14 protein-coding genes are annotated in these 13,452 nt (G+C 73.0%); 9 read left to right on the top strand and 5 right to left on the bottom strand.

The features are described 5' to 3' along the window. Nucleotides 1-3: 3 nt before the first annotated feature. From DNL40_RS14185 to DNL40_RS14145, 9 genes are all read left to right on the top strand, one after another. Nucleotides 4-993, top strand: coding sequence for a carbohydrate ABC transporter permease (locus DNL40_RS14185; RefSeq protein ID WP_111251915.1), 990 nt, complete (start codon nt 4-6; stop codon nt 991-993). Continuing rightward, a complete protein-coding gene (locus DNL40_RS14180) occupies nt 986-1,825 on the top strand; it encodes a carbohydrate ABC transporter permease (RefSeq protein ID WP_111251914.1) in 840 nt (279 codons plus the stop codon). The genes DNL40_RS14185 and DNL40_RS14180 overlap by 8 nt, the downstream gene beginning before the upstream one ends. Further along, nucleotides 1,822-2,913 carry a Gfo/Idh/MocA family protein gene (locus DNL40_RS14175; RefSeq protein WP_281268469.1) on the top strand — a complete coding sequence of 364 codons (1,092 nt, stop codon included), beginning with the start codon at nt 1,822-1,824 and terminating at the stop codon, nt 2,911-2,913. The genes DNL40_RS14180 and DNL40_RS14175 overlap by 4 nt, the downstream gene beginning before the upstream one ends. Then, entirely contained in the window at nt 2,910-3,923 is a 1,014-nt protein-coding gene (locus DNL40_RS14170; protein WP_111251913.1) for a sugar phosphate isomerase/epimerase family protein, read from the top strand. The genes DNL40_RS14175 and DNL40_RS14170 overlap by 4 nt, the downstream gene beginning before the upstream one ends. Before the next feature lie 55 nt (nt 3,924-3,978). Continuing rightward, entirely contained in the window at nt 3,979-4,932 is a 954-nt protein-coding gene (locus tag DNL40_RS14165) for an NAD(P)/FAD-dependent oxidoreductase (RefSeq protein WP_111251912.1), read from the top strand. Nucleotides 4,933-5,029: 97 nt separating this feature from the next. Continuing rightward, the gene (locus DNL40_RS14160) at nt 5,030-6,694 is read left to right on the top strand and encodes a catalase (protein WP_111251911.1); all 1,665 of its coding nucleotides are present in this window, start codon (nt 5,030-5,032) and stop codon (nt 6,692-6,694) included. 196 nt (nt 6,695-6,890) lie between these two features. Next, nucleotides 6,891-7,562, top strand: a complete 672-nt coding sequence (locus tag DNL40_RS14155; RefSeq protein WP_111251910.1) for a GAF and ANTAR domain-containing protein — start codon at nt 6,891-6,893, stop codon at nt 7,560-7,562. Between the two features lie 88 nt (nt 7,563-7,650). After that, a complete protein-coding gene (locus DNL40_RS14150; protein WP_111251909.1) occupies nt 7,651-8,361 on the top strand; it encodes a GAF and ANTAR domain-containing protein in 711 nt (236 codons plus the stop codon). After that, entirely contained in the window at nt 8,358-9,056 is a 699-nt protein-coding gene (locus tag DNL40_RS14145) for an ANTAR domain-containing protein (RefSeq protein ID WP_111251908.1), read from the top strand. The genes DNL40_RS14150 and DNL40_RS14145 overlap by 4 nt, the downstream gene beginning before the upstream one ends. A 35-nt stretch (nt 9,057-9,091) precedes the next feature. Here the strand turns inward: DNL40_RS14145 and DNL40_RS14140 are convergent, their stop codons facing one another. The 5 genes from DNL40_RS14140 to DNL40_RS14120 all read right to left on the bottom strand — a co-directional run bounded on the left by DNL40_RS14140 (nt 9,092) and on the right by DNL40_RS14120 (nt 13,345). Beyond that, nucleotides 9,092-9,523 (bottom strand): recombinase family protein, encoded by a 432-nt coding sequence (locus tag DNL40_RS14140; RefSeq protein WP_146252104.1) that lies wholly within the window; start codon nt 9,521-9,523, stop codon nt 9,092-9,094. Nucleotides 9,524-9,682: 159 nt separating this feature from the next. Next, nucleotides 9,683-10,165 carry a GNAT family N-acetyltransferase gene (locus DNL40_RS16645; RefSeq protein WP_218926074.1) on the bottom strand — a complete coding sequence of 161 codons (483 nt, stop codon included), beginning with the start codon at nt 10,163-10,165 and terminating at the stop codon, nt 9,683-9,685. 190 nt (nt 10,166-10,355) lie between these two features. Then, the gene (locus DNL40_RS14130) at nt 10,356-10,934 is read right to left on the bottom strand and encodes a shikimate kinase (RefSeq protein ID WP_179951087.1); all 579 of its coding nucleotides are present in this window, start codon (nt 10,932-10,934) and stop codon (nt 10,356-10,358) included. A gap of 113 nt (nt 10,935-11,047) precedes the next feature. Continuing rightward, nucleotides 11,048-12,139 (bottom strand): epoxide hydrolase family protein, encoded by a 1,092-nt coding sequence (locus tag DNL40_RS14125; RefSeq protein ID WP_111251904.1) that lies wholly within the window; start codon nt 12,137-12,139, stop codon nt 11,048-11,050. Nucleotides 12,140-12,355: 216 nt separating this feature from the next. Beyond that, complete coding sequence (locus DNL40_RS14120) at nt 12,356-13,345, bottom strand: NAD(P)-dependent alcohol dehydrogenase (protein ID WP_245885951.1); 990 nt, start codon at nt 13,343-13,345, stop codon at nt 12,356-12,358. Between the last annotated feature and the right edge of the window lie 107 nt (nt 13,346-13,452).

The following is a 13,452-nucleotide window of genomic DNA, read 5'->3' as shown; positions in this document are numbered from 1 at the left end:
ACCATGACAGCGCACACCGCACCACCGCGGGCACCGGGCACCGGCCCCGCCGCCGGGCGCCCCGCCCCGGCACGGCCGGCACGGCGCCGGCGCCGTTCTCTCCTCCCCTACGCCCTCGTCGCCCCCGCGGGCGTCATGGAGGTGCTGGTCCACATCGTCCCGATGCTGCTGGGCGTCTGGATCGCGTTCCTGGGGCTGACCCAGCTCAACATCGCCCGGTGGGTGCAGGCGCCGTTCGTGGGCCTGCGCAACTTCGCCACCGGGCTCGACCCGTCCGGGCCGATCGGCTCCCAGCTCTACGCCGCCCTCGGGCGCACCGCGCTGTTCACCGTCATCGTGGTGGCTCTCTCCTGGAGCCTGGGCATGCTCGGCGCGGTGCTCCTGACCTCGAGGTTCAAGGGGCGGGGCGTGCTGCGCACCCTGTTCCTGGTGCCGTACGCGCTGCCCAGCTACGTCGGCACCATCGCCTGGGCGTTCATGTTCAACCAGCGCGACGGCGTGATCAACCGGATCCTGGTGGACGACCTGGGCGTGCTCGACCACCGCCCCTTCTGGCTGCTGGGCGGCAACGCGTTCTGGGTCACCGTGGTGGTCACCGCGTGGCAGTTCTGGCCGTTCGCGTTCCTGATGCTGCTGGCCGCGCTGCAGAACATCCCCGACAGCGTCTACGAGGCCGCCGCCATCGACGGCGCCAGCCTGTGGCGGCAGTTCACCCGGATCACCCTGCCGATGGTGCGCCCGGCCAACGCCGTGCTGCTCCTCATCCTCTCGCTGTGGATCTTCAACCAGTTCAACGTGCCGTACGTGCTGTTCGGGCCGGCGTCCCCGCCGGAGGCCACGCTCGTCTCCCCGCTGATCTACCAGCAGTCCTTCAACAACTGGAACTTCGGCGTCGGCGGGGCGATGAGCGTGCTGCTCCTGTGCGTGCTGCTGCTCGCCTCGGTGCTGTACGTGCGCCTGGTGCTGCCCCAGGGGAGGTCCGTCGATGATTGAGACGCCCGGCTTCAAGGTGCTGCGGGCCGTGGGCCTGACGGTGCTGAGCCTGATCGTGCTCCTGCCGCTGTACGTCATCCTCGTGACCTCGGTGAAGCCGCTCGCGGACGTGCGAGGCCTGTTCACGTGGTTCCCCTCCACGGTGACCCTCGAGCCGTACGTCCAGATCTGGTCGACGGTGCCGCTCGCCCGCTACTTCGTGAACAGCCTCGTCGTGACCACGTGCGCCACGGTGCTCTCGGTGCTGCTGGCCGTCATGGCCGGGTACGCCCTGGCCCGGCTCTCCTTCCGGGGAGCACGGCCCTTCAGCCTCGTGGTGCTGTCCACGCAGATGTTCCCCGGCATCCTGTTCCTGCTGCCCCTGTTCCTCATCTACACGCAGATCCAGCGCACGGTCGGCCTCCAGCTCAACGGCACCTACCTGGGGCTGATCATCACCTACCTGACGTTCTCGCTGCCGTTCTCGATCTGGATGCTCTCCGGCTTCTTCGCCTCGATTCCGCGGGAGCTGGAGGAGGCCGCGATGATCGACGGCACCAGCCGGCTCGGCGCGCTCGTGCGCGTGGTGATCCCGGTGGCGCGCCCGGGCATCGTGGCCGTGGCGGTCTACTGCTTCATCACGGCGTGGGGCGAGGTGCTGTTCGCCAGCGTGCTGACCAACCGGGACACCCGGACCCTGTCGATCGGCCTCCGCTCCTACGCCTCCCAGCAGGACGTGTACTGGAACCAGCTCATGGCGGCCTCCGTGGTGGTGTCCCTCCCGGTGCTGCTGGGCTTCATGCTGGTCCAGCGCCACCTCATCACCGGCCTCGCCTCTGGGGCGGTCAAGTGAGCTGGCCGCTGCGCGTCGGCATCGTCGGGGGCGGGTTCATGGCCCGCACCCACGCCCACGCCGCACGGGCCGCGGGCGCCCACGTCGTCGCACTGACGTCGTCCAGCCGCGAGAGCGCCGAGCGTGCCGCGCGGGCGCTCGGCGTGCCCGAGACGGCACCCGACGTCGTCGCCCTGGCCCGGCAGGTCGACGTCGTCCACGTCTGCTCCCCCAACGCGGTCCACGCCGCCCACGCCCTGGCGGCGATCGAGGCCGGCGCGCACGTGGTCTGCGAGAAGCCGCTCGCCACGTCGGCCGGGGAGGCGGCCGTGCTGGTGCGCGCCGCGGACGAGGCCGGGGTGACGGCCACGGTGCCGTTCGTCTACCGGTTCCACCCGATGGTCCGCGAGGCGCGCGCACGGGTGGCCGCCGGAGCCGTGGGCAGGCTCCTGACCGTGCGGGGCACCTACCTGCAGGACTGGATGCTCGACGCCGGTGCGGACGACTGGCGCGTCGACCCCGAGGCCGGTGGCCCCTCGCGGGCGTTCGCCGACATCGGCTCGCACCTGGTCGACCTGCTCGAGTTCGTCGCGGGCGACCAGGTGGTACGCCTGGCCGCCACCATCGCCCGCGCGCACCCGGTGCGGGCCGGGCGTCCGGTGCTGACGGAGGACGCGGCGGCCGTCGTCGTCGAGACCCGCGGCGGCGCCGTCGGCACCCTGCTGGTCTCGCAGGTCAGTGCCGGGCGCAAGAACGCCCTCACCGTCGAGCTCGCGGGCACCGCCGGCGCGGTGCAGGTCGAGCAGGAGCGCCCCGACGAGCTGTGGCTCGGCCGCCCCGAGGGCGCGACGGTGCTGGCCCGCGACCCGGCACGCCTGTCGCCGGACGCCGCCCGTCTGTCCACCGTGCCCGCCGGGCACCCCATGGGCTACCTCGACGCGTTCGAGGCGTTCGCCCGCGACACCTACGCCCGGGTGCGGGGCGAGGAGCCCGACGGCCTCCCGAGGTTCGCCGACGGGCTGCGCGCCGCCCGACTGACCGACGCCGTGCTGCGCGCGGCCGCCTCGGGCACCTGGGTGCCCGTCGACCACTCCGAAGGAGCGCCATGACCGACCGCAACCACCCCGTCACCCTCTTCACCGGGCAGTGGGCCGACCTGCCGTTCGAGGAGGTGGCCCGGCTCGCCGCGTCCTGGGGGTACGACGGGCTCGAGATCGCCGCCAGCGGCGACCACCTCGATCTGGAGCGCGCGGACGTCGACGACGCGTACGTGCGCTCGCGCCTGGAGGTCCTGGACCGGCACGGGCTCGGCGTGTGGGCGATCTCGAACCACCTCACCGGGCAGGCCGTGTGCGACGACCCGATCGACTTCCGCCACCAGGCGATCGTGCGCCCCGCCACGTGGGGCGACGGCGACCCGGAGGGCGTGCGCCGGCGGGCGGCCGAGGACATGAAGCGGGCGGCGCGGGTGGCCCGCAGGCTCGACGTCGACGTCGTCGTCGGCTTCACGGGCTCGAAGATCTGGCCGTACGTGGCCCAGTTCCCGCCCGTGCCGGCGTCGGTCATCGACGCCGGGTACGAGGACTTCGCCGCCCGGTGGAACCCCATCCTGGACGTGTTCGACGGCGAGGGCGTGCGGTTCGCGCACGAGGTGCACCCGAGCGAGATCGCCTACGACTACTGGACGAGCGTGCGCACCCTCGATGCGATCGAGCACCGCGAGGCCTTCGGGTTCAACTGGGACCCGTCGCACATGATGTGGCAGGACGTGGACCCGGTGGGGTTCGTCTGGGACTTCCAGGACCGGATCTACCACGTGGACTGCAAGGACACCCGGCTGCGAGCGCCGAACGGCCGGGCCGGGCGGCTCGGCTCGCACCTGCCGTGGGGCGACCCGCGCCGGGGGTGGGACTTCGTCTCGACCGGCCGCGGGGACGTGCCGTGGGCGGACGCGTTCCGTGCGCTGGCGGCGATCGGGTACCGGGGGCCGATCTCGGTGGAGTGGGAGGACGCCGGGATGGACCGGTTGCACGGGGCCGCCGAGGCGGTGGTGCGCGTGCGCGAGCTGCTGTGGCCGCTGCCCGACCAGGCGTTCGACACGGCGTTCTCGAACCAGTGAGCGCTGGGCACGCGGCCGCGTGGCGTACGGCCCCGGCTGCCGCGAGCCTGGGCGCATGGAGAACAGCGGGTGGGACGTCGTCGTCGTCGGGGGCGGGGTGGCCGGCCTCAGTGCCGCCCTGATGCTGGGACGGGCGCGGCGGCGCACGCTCGTGGTGGACGAGGGCCGTCCGCGCAACAGGTTCGCCGCCCACATGCACGGGGTGCTGGGGCACGACGGGATCTCCCCGGCCGAGCTGGTGCGGCGCGGCCGGCAGGAGGTGGCGGCGTACGGGGTCGAGGTGCGCGAGGGGCGCGTGGACCGGCTGGAGCGGACAGGGCGCGGCGTGCGCGCGCTGCTCGCGGACGGCGGGCGCGTCGCGGCGCGGGCCGCCGTCGTCGCCACGGGGATCACCGACGACCTGCCCGACGTCCCGGGTTTGGCCGAGCGCTGGGGCGACACCGTCCTGCACTGCCCGTACTGCCACGGCTGGGAGGTGCGCGGGCAGCGCCTCGGCGTCCTGACGACCTCCCCGCAGGGCCTGCACCAGGTCGAGCTCGTACGGCAGTGGAGCGAGGATGTCGTCGTCCTCAGCGCGGGGCTGGGGGACCTCGACGGGCCGACCGAGCGCAGGCTGCGGGCCCGCGGCATCAGGATCGAGCCGGCGCCGGTCACCGAGGTCACCGAGGCCGCTGAGCCCACCGCCGGCGGGGGCGGGCTCGTCATGCGCACGGCCGGCGGTGGCCGCGTCGAGGTCGACGCCCTCTTCACCGCCGGTGCGCCACGCACCCACGACGACCTGCTCGCGGGCCTCGACCTCGACCGGACCTCGACGCCCGACGGCTCGTTCCTGAGCGTGGACCCGGCCGGGCGCACCAGCGACGACCGTGTCTGGGTGGCGGGCAACCTGGTGGACCCCGCCGCGAACGTGGCCACGGCCCTGTCGGCCGGCGCCCTGGCCGGCGGGGCCGTGAACGCGGCGCTCGTCGAGGACGAGTTCGCCGACGCCGTCGCAGGGGCCGAAGGATAACCAGGCCGCCGCCCGCACGGGTCCCACCGCGCCTGTCCCGCCCGCCGCTCGTAGGCTCGAAGGACCGCAGCAGCCACGTCACGAGAGGGGCCGTTCGATGACCGACGTCGCATCCCAGGGACCTGCTCCGAGCGAGGAGGACCGTCCGATCCTGACGAATCGGCAGGGGCATCCGGTCTACGACAACCAGAACCAGCGGACGGTGGGCGCCCGCGGCCCGGCGACGCTCGAGAACTACCAGTTCCTGGAGAAGATCAGCCACTTCGACCGCGAGCGCATCCCGGAGCGCGTCGTGCACGCGCGCGGCTTCGTCGCCTACGGGCACTTCGAGGCCACCGGGAAGTGGGGCGACGAGCCGATCTCCCGCTACACGCGGGCCAAGCTGTTCGCCGAGCCCGGCAAGAAGACGGACCTGGCGATCCGGTTCTCGACCGTCATCGGCGGCCGGGACTCCTCGGAGGCGGCGCGCGACCCGCGCGGGTTCGCCGTGAAGTTCTACACCGAGGACGGCAACTGGGACCTGGTGGGCAACAACCTCGCGGTGTTCTTCATCCGCGACGCCATCAAGTTCCCGGACGTGATCCACGCGCTCAAGCCGGACCCCGTCACGTTCCGCCAGGAGCCGGCCCGCATCTTCGACTTCATGTCGCAGACGCCCGAGTCGATGCACATGCTGGTCAACCTGTTCAGCCCGCGCGGCATCCCCGCCAGCTATCGCACCATGCAGGGGTTCGGCGTCAACACCTACAAGTGGGTCAACGCCGAGGGCGAGACGGTGCTGGTCAAGTACCACTGGCTGCCCCGCCAGGGCGTGGCCAGCCTGACCGAGAAGGACGCCGCCAACATCCAGGCGACCGACCTCGGCCACGCCTCCAAGGACCTGTACGAGGCCATCGAGCGCGGCGAGTACCCCCAGTGGGACCTGTACGTGCAGATGATGAGCGACGAGGAGCACCCCGAGCTCGACTTCGACCCGCTGGACGACACCAAGGTGTGGCCGGAGAACGAGTTCGAGCCGAAGCTCGTGGGCACCATGACGCTCGACCGGAACGTGAGCGACCACCACAACGAGAACGAGCAGATCTCGTTCGGCACCGGCGTGCTGGTCGACGGCCTCGACTTCTCCGACGACAAGATGCTCGTGGGCCGCACGTTCTCCTACTCCGACACCCAGCGCTACCGGGTGGGCCCCAACTACCTCCAGCTCCCGGTGAACAGCGCCAAGAACGCGCGGGTGGCGACCAACCAGCGCGGCGGGCAGATGTCCTACGGCGTGGACCTGGGCGAGGGCCAGAACCCGCACGTCAACTACGAGCCGTCGATCACGGGCGGTCTGCGTGAGGCCGAGTACCCGACCCACGACGAGCAGGGGCCGGTCATCAGCGGCCGCCTGACCCGCCAGCGCATCCCCCGCACCAACGACTACGAGCAGGCCGGGCAGCGCTACCAGCTCATGGAGCAGTGGGAGAAGGACGACCTGGTCCACAACTTCGTCACGCTCATCAGCGAGGCGGCCCGACCCGTGCAGGAGCGCATGGTGTGGCACTTCCTGATGGTGGACGACGAGCTGGGCCTGCGGGTCGGCGAGGGCCTCGGCATCTCCGTCGACGACGTGCGCCACCTGGAGCCGCTGCAGAGCCAGACGCTGAACGAGGAGGAGCTGGACCGCCTGGCCAACCTCGGCAAGAACGGCCCGCGCGATGTCACGGGCCTGAAGATGACGCACGTCGTGCCGAACGAGCACGTCGTCGTGGAACGCTGACCCTGCGCGTGCCGCGGGGTCCGCACCCGCGGCACGCGCCGCAGCACGATGACGGCCTCCCTCCCACCCGGGACGGAGGCCGTCGCGTAACGTGATGCCCCGGGCCGGCGAGCGTCGGCCCTGGTCCGCGAGCCGCGCCGGGACCTCCGGCGCGGTGGATGGCAAAGGCGGCGGACCGCCGGACGGGACTCGACCTGTGGCGCTCTCCCGCTACCTCCACGACTACGCGGCGCGCGCCGCCCGCGCGCTGGGCCCCGACGTCGAGGCCTCCCTCACCGTCCGGGAGCACGGTCTCTCCCTGCGCGCCGGTAGCAGCACCCCCGCGTCCGCGCGGTGCGACCAGGCCGAGGTCAGGGCAGGCGCCGGCCCCTGCATCGACGCGATGAGCCACCGCTCGGTGCTCGTGGTGCCGTCGGTGCCCGGCGAGCGCCGCTGGGACGCCTGGCGCGAGCAGGCTCTGAACGAGGGCTTCGCCAAGGGGCTGGCAGTGCCGGCCGAGATCGCTCCCGGGTTCCAGCTGGGGCTGAACCTGTACTCGCGCAGCACCGACCCGTGGTCCGAGGGCCTGGTCGAGACGGCGCACGCGTACGCGGGCCTCATCGCCACGGGCATCGGTCTGCAGCTGCAGTTCGCCGACGTCGAGGACGCCGCGGCGGGGCTCTACCGCCGGTTGTCGGACTCGGCGGTGGTCGAGCAGGCCCTCGGGGCTGTCATGGAGGCGAACGCCTGCACGCTCGACGAGGCCCGGCAGGTGATCCGCGCGGCCGCGCGGCGCGAGGGCGTGGGCGAGCGGGTCGTCGCCGAGACCATCGTGCGCGCGCTGGTGACCGGCGGCCACGGCGACATCGTGGACGGCCTCGGTCCCTGACACGCCCTCCGCCGCGGGACCCGGGCACGGGCACGGCGGACCTGGTGAGAGAATCCTCCGGGGAACGACAGGACAGGACGGAGCACGAGTGGAAGCGTCGGAGCTGCTGGGGCTGCTCGCACGCACCCTGGCCGGCATCGACGCCGACCTGGCCATGCCCTCGCGGCTGTGCCGCGCCTGCGTGGAGATCCTGGGGGCGCAGAGCGGGGCGGTGACGCTCTCCGCCTCGCCCGAGGAACGCCTCACCGTGAGCACGTCCGACGGCGTCTCCGCCCACATCGGCGACCTCGAGGACATGCTCGGCGAGGGGCCTGGGCACCTGGCGCTGGTCGAGGACCGCATCGTCGTGACGCCCATCGACGGCGCGCACCCGGTCGACGACGCGTTCCCGCTCTTCTCCCAGCTCGTGGCGTCGATCCGTGGGCCGGCCACCGCGTACGCGGTGCCCATGCGGGTCTCCGGGCGCGTCGTCGGCGTGCTGAGCCTCTACGTCGAGGCGGGCCGGCTCGCGCGCGACCCCGAGGACGCCCAGTTCCTGGCCGACGCGGTAGGCATGGCGCTCCTGGGCCAGGTCGACTCGTTCGACTGGTCCACGCGGTCCCGCATCCACCAGGCGACCGGCATGGTCATCGCCCAGCTCGGTATCGGTCCCAGCGACGCGCTGGCCGTGCTGCGGGCGCACGCCTTCGCCCACTCCACGACGCTCGAGACGATCGCGCGCGAGGTCCTCGCTCGCCGGCTCGCCTTCACCTACGACGACACGAACGCCGTGCAGATCGAGAGAACCGAAGAGCCATGACGCCGCGGACCCCGCTGGACTCACTCGCCGCCGCGACGAAGGCCCTCCTGCACGAGCACGACATCACCGACGTCGTCGAGCGGCTCACCGCCGACGCCATGCGCTTCGCCGCGTGCGACGCGGCCGTCCTGCTGGCGCGCGCCGGCGGCAGGCTCGAGCTCGTGGGCGCGACCTCCCACGCCGCCCCGGACCTCGACCTCTACCAGGCCCTGACCGTCGAGGGGCCCTGCCGGGACGCCGTCGCCACCGGCGGTGCCGTCGAGGCGAGCGGTGCCGGCCTGATCGTCGAGCGCTGGCCCGTGGTGGGACCGTTGCTCGTCGACGCCGGGTTCCGCACGGTGCACGCGCACCCGCTGGCCTGGCACGGCGGCGTGATCGGTGCCCTGACGATGTTCCGCCAGGGCACCGAGCCGCTGGACGAGACGCAGGCGCGCACGTCCCGCGCGTTCGCCGACATGCTCGCGCTCACCGTCGCCCAGCCGGACCGTCTGCTCGTGCAGGACGTCGACCGGCGGGTGGCCCGCGCCCGCAGCGGCCGCGCCGTCATCGAGCAGGCGCAGGGCGTGCTCGCCCACCAGCTCGGCATCGGCGTCGACGCCGCATACGACGAGCTCGCCGCCCGCTCCGTGCGCACGGGCGCGCCGCTGACCGTCACGGCGCGTGACGTGGTGCGCGAGGCACGACGCCCCCGGTAGGTGCCACCGGGGCGCCGGCGGGCGGTGCGGCCGCCCTAGGCGGCCGGGCGCCGCAGACGGCGCCGGAGGCCGTCCCGGCGCCGGGGCTCCCTCAGCGGGCCCGGCTCGGCGGGCCCGTCTCCGAGCTGCGGCTCCGGAGCGAGGACCACCACACCGTGGTGGTCCAGGAGCGGGCCGACCACCCCTCGGCACCGCTCGCCCGACACCGCGTCCGGCGCCTGGCCGACCACGATGCCGTCGAAGCGGCGCCCCGCACGGTCTGCCAGCTCGAGGAACATCGCAGCAGCGCGGGGCCGGCGTGCGAGCGGCGCTCCGCGCGCCACCCCGACGTCGAAGAACTCGACGACGATCTCGTGGCCCCCGCCCCGGGCGATCGCACCCGCCACCTCGACCTGCTCGGCGAGTGCACGGGCCACCCCCTCAGGAGACGGGTGCGGCCCGGTCCGGCCGTAGAACGCGAGCCTCATGGTCCGCCCCTTCTGCCGCTCCCGCGGCGCGTCGGGTCGTGCGCGGACGTGCCCCTCCCGGCAGCCCGACGACGACTGGGCCAGTGCAGCACCGGAGCCCGAGGCGGGAGCGGTCGCCTGGCGCGCCGAGGACGGACGTTTGGCGCCGGCTGCTCCTCGTCACACCGCCGGGTCGCTCCCGCAGGCGTACACGAGCTGGTCGGGCGCCTGCGGGGACGCACCCACGAGACGGAACCCGTTCTTCTCCAGCACACGGCGGCTGGCCTCGTTGCCGGGCACCACGTAGGCGCGCAGCTCTCGCTCGCGAGCGGGGTCGAGATGCTCGAAGTGCCAGCGCACCAGCGCCGCCACCAGCTCGCTGGCGTAGCCGGCGCCCCAGCGGGCCGGCGCCAGGAGGTACCCCAGCTCACGGTGCCCTGTCCCGTGGGCCTCCCCGAAGCCCGCCCTGCCCATGAACGTCCCGGAGTCGTCCTCCACCCGCCACCTGGACCACCCCCGGACCCTGTGCTCGGCGATCCATGTGGTGATCCGTGCCCGGGTCTGCTCCCGGTCCTGCACGCCCTTGGTCATGTGGCTCATCACCACGGGGTCCGAGTGCAGACGGTGCAGCTCGTCGACGTCCTCCGGGATCCAGGTGGTCACGCGAGACCGCGGGGTCCGCAGGACCACGGTGCGTGCGCCGACCCGTCCGCCAGCCGGGGTGTAGCGAGCCTCTCTCACAGCGGTCTCCTGTCGTCCACGGGTCAGCGCCCACCGTAGCCGTCCTGCGCACACCGCCGGGCGGGCGTCCGGCGGCAGCAGCCTGCACGGCCTTCCAGCGCTCGCCGTGCGTTCACGGTCCCTGGCGCAGCGCCCGCCGCAGGCGCTCGGCCGTGACGGCCGGGGCCTCGCGGCCCGTCCCCACGACAACGGTGGCGGCCTCCCGCACCACGGGCTCATCGAGCCACCGGGCGAGCAGGTCGTTGCCGTCGTAGACACGGTCGGTGCCCGCCGTCACGACGCTCCGTGCGCGCAGGACCCGCAGCGACTCGTCGCGGTCGTCGGGCCACGGCAGCGGGAGCACCACGTGCGGCGGACGACGCAGCGCGCTCCGCACCCGGCCCACGTGCGCAGGCGCCTCGTACGAGGTGTGCCCCGCGCCGAGCGCGACCACGGCGCCCCCGTGCTCCTCGAAGGCGCGCTCGACGGCATGGATGCGGGCCGGCTCCCACTCGATCTCCGCCACCGTGCGCCCCACCTCGACGGCCCTCTGCCGGAGCCGGTCGAGCGACCAGCCCACCTCCGCGTAGTACCGCCCGCCGACCTCGTCCAGGTCCACGAACGGCGCCCCGAGGGAGGACGCGAGGAGCGCTCCCAGGGTGGACTTCCCGCAGCCCGCGGGACCCACGAGCGCGGCCAGAGGATGCTGCACTCTGCAGATGCTACGAGCCAGGCCGCACGGCGTCGGCCTCACGGCCTCGTGCCACCGTCAGCAGGGCGAGCGCAGCACGTCGACACCCGCCCCCAGGAGCGTCCCCGCCGGTCTCAGGTCGCCTGGGCGACGGCACGCCTGAGCCCGTCGACGTAGCGCTCTGGCTCCTCCCAGGCGGCAAAGTGTCCGCCACGGGGCGGTTCGACCCAGTCGCTCACCGTGAAGAACCGCTCGACGAACCGACGCGGCGCGTTGACGAGGTCGCGCGGGAAGACCGTCATCACGGTCGGCACCTCGATGCGCGGCCAGTCCTTCGCGGCGGCCGTGGCGTACGGCGCGAACGACGTGCCGACCGCACCCGTGAACCAGTAGGACGAGATCCACGTCAGCGCCTCGTCGAACGTGAACGTCCGCAGCAGATCGCCGTCCGAGTCCGTCCAGTCGACCAGCTTCTCCAGGATCCATGCTGCGAGGCCCGCCGGTGAGTCGCCCAGGGAGGCTGCGAGTGTGTGCGGCCTGGTGGCCTGCTCGTGCATGTAGGCGCCCTCGCTGTGCTGCCACGCGTGCCCGCGTCGCACGTACTCACGTTCCTCGTCGTCGAGATCCTCGGGCAGTCCCGCGAGGAAGTGGTACTGCGAGAGGTCCGTGAGATGCTGCGCCCGGACGGCGCCGGCGTGCCGTCCTGCGATCGCCTCGGCGACGTCGCACCCCACGTCGCCGGCTGAGACCACGTACCGCTCGTACCCGAGCTCGGCCATCGCTGCCGCGATCGCGTCGGCCATCACGACGGACGACGCCCCGCCCCCTGGCACCGGGGCGGCGAACGGGAATCCGGGCAGCGCCGGCGCGACCACCGTGACGTCCGTGAGCAGTGGGAAGACCCTCTCGAACCGGAGCACCGAGTCCGGCCAGCCGTGCAGGGGCAGCACGACGGGCGCCCCCGCGTGCGCCGCGGGCGAGACCACCGCCCGGACCGGCACCTCGGTGCGCTCCGTCTCCATCCAGGCCCACGACGCGATCCGGCTCTCGTGCCGCCGCCAGTCGTACTCCTCACGCCAGTGGCGGACCACCTTGCCCAGCAGACGGGCGTCCACGCCGCCGGACCTCCCGAGCTCCGGCAGATCGACCTGCCGGAACCACTCGAGGCGCCGGTGCAGGTCGGTGATCGCGTCGTCGGGCACGGGGACCAGAGCGTGCTGCTTCATGCAACCTCCTCGGGACGACCACCCGAGTCACCGTACGAGGCAGGCTCCACCGCCGCTATCCCGGCCGCAATGCCTCGGGGCTGCCTCTCGGGTCGACATCGCCTCCCGTCCGGCGCGCGGAGCGAGGCAGACGTCGACGAGGGCGACAAGACGCGCGTCCCCGACACATCCGGAGGGTCACGAGGCGGGACCAGACGCACCGGGGTCAGATGACTCTCACGCCGCGGAGCTCGATCGGATGCTCACCACGACCTTGCCGTGCACTCCACCCGACTCGAGGGCGCCGTGCGCCTCGGCGATCTGCTCCAAGGGGTAGACGCTGTCGACGACCGGGCGCAGGTGTCGCGCCTCCGCGATCTTCCTCAGATCCTCGAACAGCGCGCCGGTGGGGTGCCCGAGGAAGAAGCGGATGCGCCGAGGTCCGAGGAGCCCCGACACGGCGATCGCGCCGAGACTGCGCCACGGGCGGTCGAGGTCGAAGGCGATGGTGACCATCCGGCCTCCCGGCGCGAGGCGCGTGCGCAGCCGCCAGAGACTCGTGCCGCGGGTGTCGAATATCACGTCGTACCTGCCGAGGTCCTCGATCGGCTCTCGGTAGTCGATGACCTCGTCGGCGCCCAGCGCGCGGACGAAGTCGGCACTGGCCGGGTGCGCCAGGGCCGTCACGCGCGCACCGAGCATCACCCCGACCTGAACGGCGATGCTGCCGACACCGCCGGCAGCACCGCGGACCAGCAGACGTTCCCCGGCTCGCAGCCGCACCTTGTCCCGGAGGCCGACGAGAGCGGTGGCGCCGCCGGCCAGCAGGGTGACGGCCTCGATCGACGTCAGGTGCTGTGGCGTGCCGGCGACGCGCCAGCTCTCCACCACCAGGTACTCCGCCGCTGAGCCGACCGGCCCACGCTCGTCGACCGTGCCCCAGACCCGGTCCCCGAGGGTCACGTCGGTGATCCCGGCCCCGAGAGCGACGATCTCACCAGCGAAGTCGATGCCCGGGAACGACGGGAACCTCGTGCGAGCGATCCGCCGGAGCCTGCCCTGACGTTGCGCGAGCTCACCGCCGTTGACGGACGTCGCCTCGACACGGACGAGCACCTCTCCTCGCGCGGGCACGGGCCGTGGAACCTCCACGACCTCGAGCACGTCGGGCGGGCCGAACCGGCGGAACACCGCTGCCCTCATCGTCTCCTGCGTCGTTGTCGTCATGCGTAGTCCCTCCGCCCTCGACCGGGTGACGACGCGACGCTAGGACCCGGAGCGTCCGCACGTGACCGTCCTAGGATCAAGTGAGGGACAGCGACCTGGAGGTCTCT

Source organism: Xylanimonas oleitrophica (assembly GCF_003244315.1).
GTDB classification, from domain to species: domain Bacteria; phylum Actinomycetota; class Actinomycetes; order Actinomycetales; family Cellulomonadaceae; genus Xylanimonas_A; species Xylanimonas_A oleitrophica.
This window is presented reverse-complemented; position numbering and strand designations above follow the sequence as displayed.

What these genes read in the sequence shown, in the direction of transcription:
- DNL40_RS14185 (WP_111251915.1), top strand. Translation starts at nt 4, where the DNA reads ATGACAGCGCACACCGCACCACCGCGGGCACCGGGCACCGGCCCCGCC.
- DNL40_RS14180 (WP_111251914.1), top strand. Translation starts at nt 986, where the DNA reads ATGATTGAGACGCCCGGCTTCAAGGTGCTGCGGGCCGTGGGCCTGACG.
- DNL40_RS14170 (WP_111251913.1), top strand. Translation starts at nt 2,910, where the DNA reads ATGACCGACCGCAACCACCCCGTCACCCTCTTCACCGGGCAGTGGGCC.
- DNL40_RS14165 (WP_111251912.1), top strand. Translation starts at nt 3,979, where the DNA reads ATGGAGAACAGCGGGTGGGACGTCGTCGTCGTCGGGGGCGGGGTGGCC.
- DNL40_RS14160 (WP_111251911.1), top strand. Translation starts at nt 5,030, where the DNA reads ATGACCGACGTCGCATCCCAGGGACCTGCTCCGAGCGAGGAGGACCGT.
- DNL40_RS14145 (WP_111251908.1), top strand. Translation starts at nt 8,358, where the DNA reads ATGACGCCGCGGACCCCGCTGGACTCACTCGCCGCCGCGACGAAGGCC.
- DNL40_RS14140 (WP_146252104.1), bottom strand. Translation starts at nt 9,523, where the DNA reads ATGAGGCTCGCGTTCTACGGCCGGACCGGGCCGCACCCGTCTCCTGAG.
- DNL40_RS14125 (WP_111251904.1), bottom strand. Translation starts at nt 12,139, where the DNA reads ATGAAGCAGCACGCTCTGGTCCCCGTGCCCGACGACGCGATCACCGAC.
- DNL40_RS14120 (WP_245885951.1), bottom strand. Translation starts at nt 13,345, where the DNA reads ATGACGACAACGACGCAGGAGACGATGAGGGCAGCGGTGTTCCGCCGG.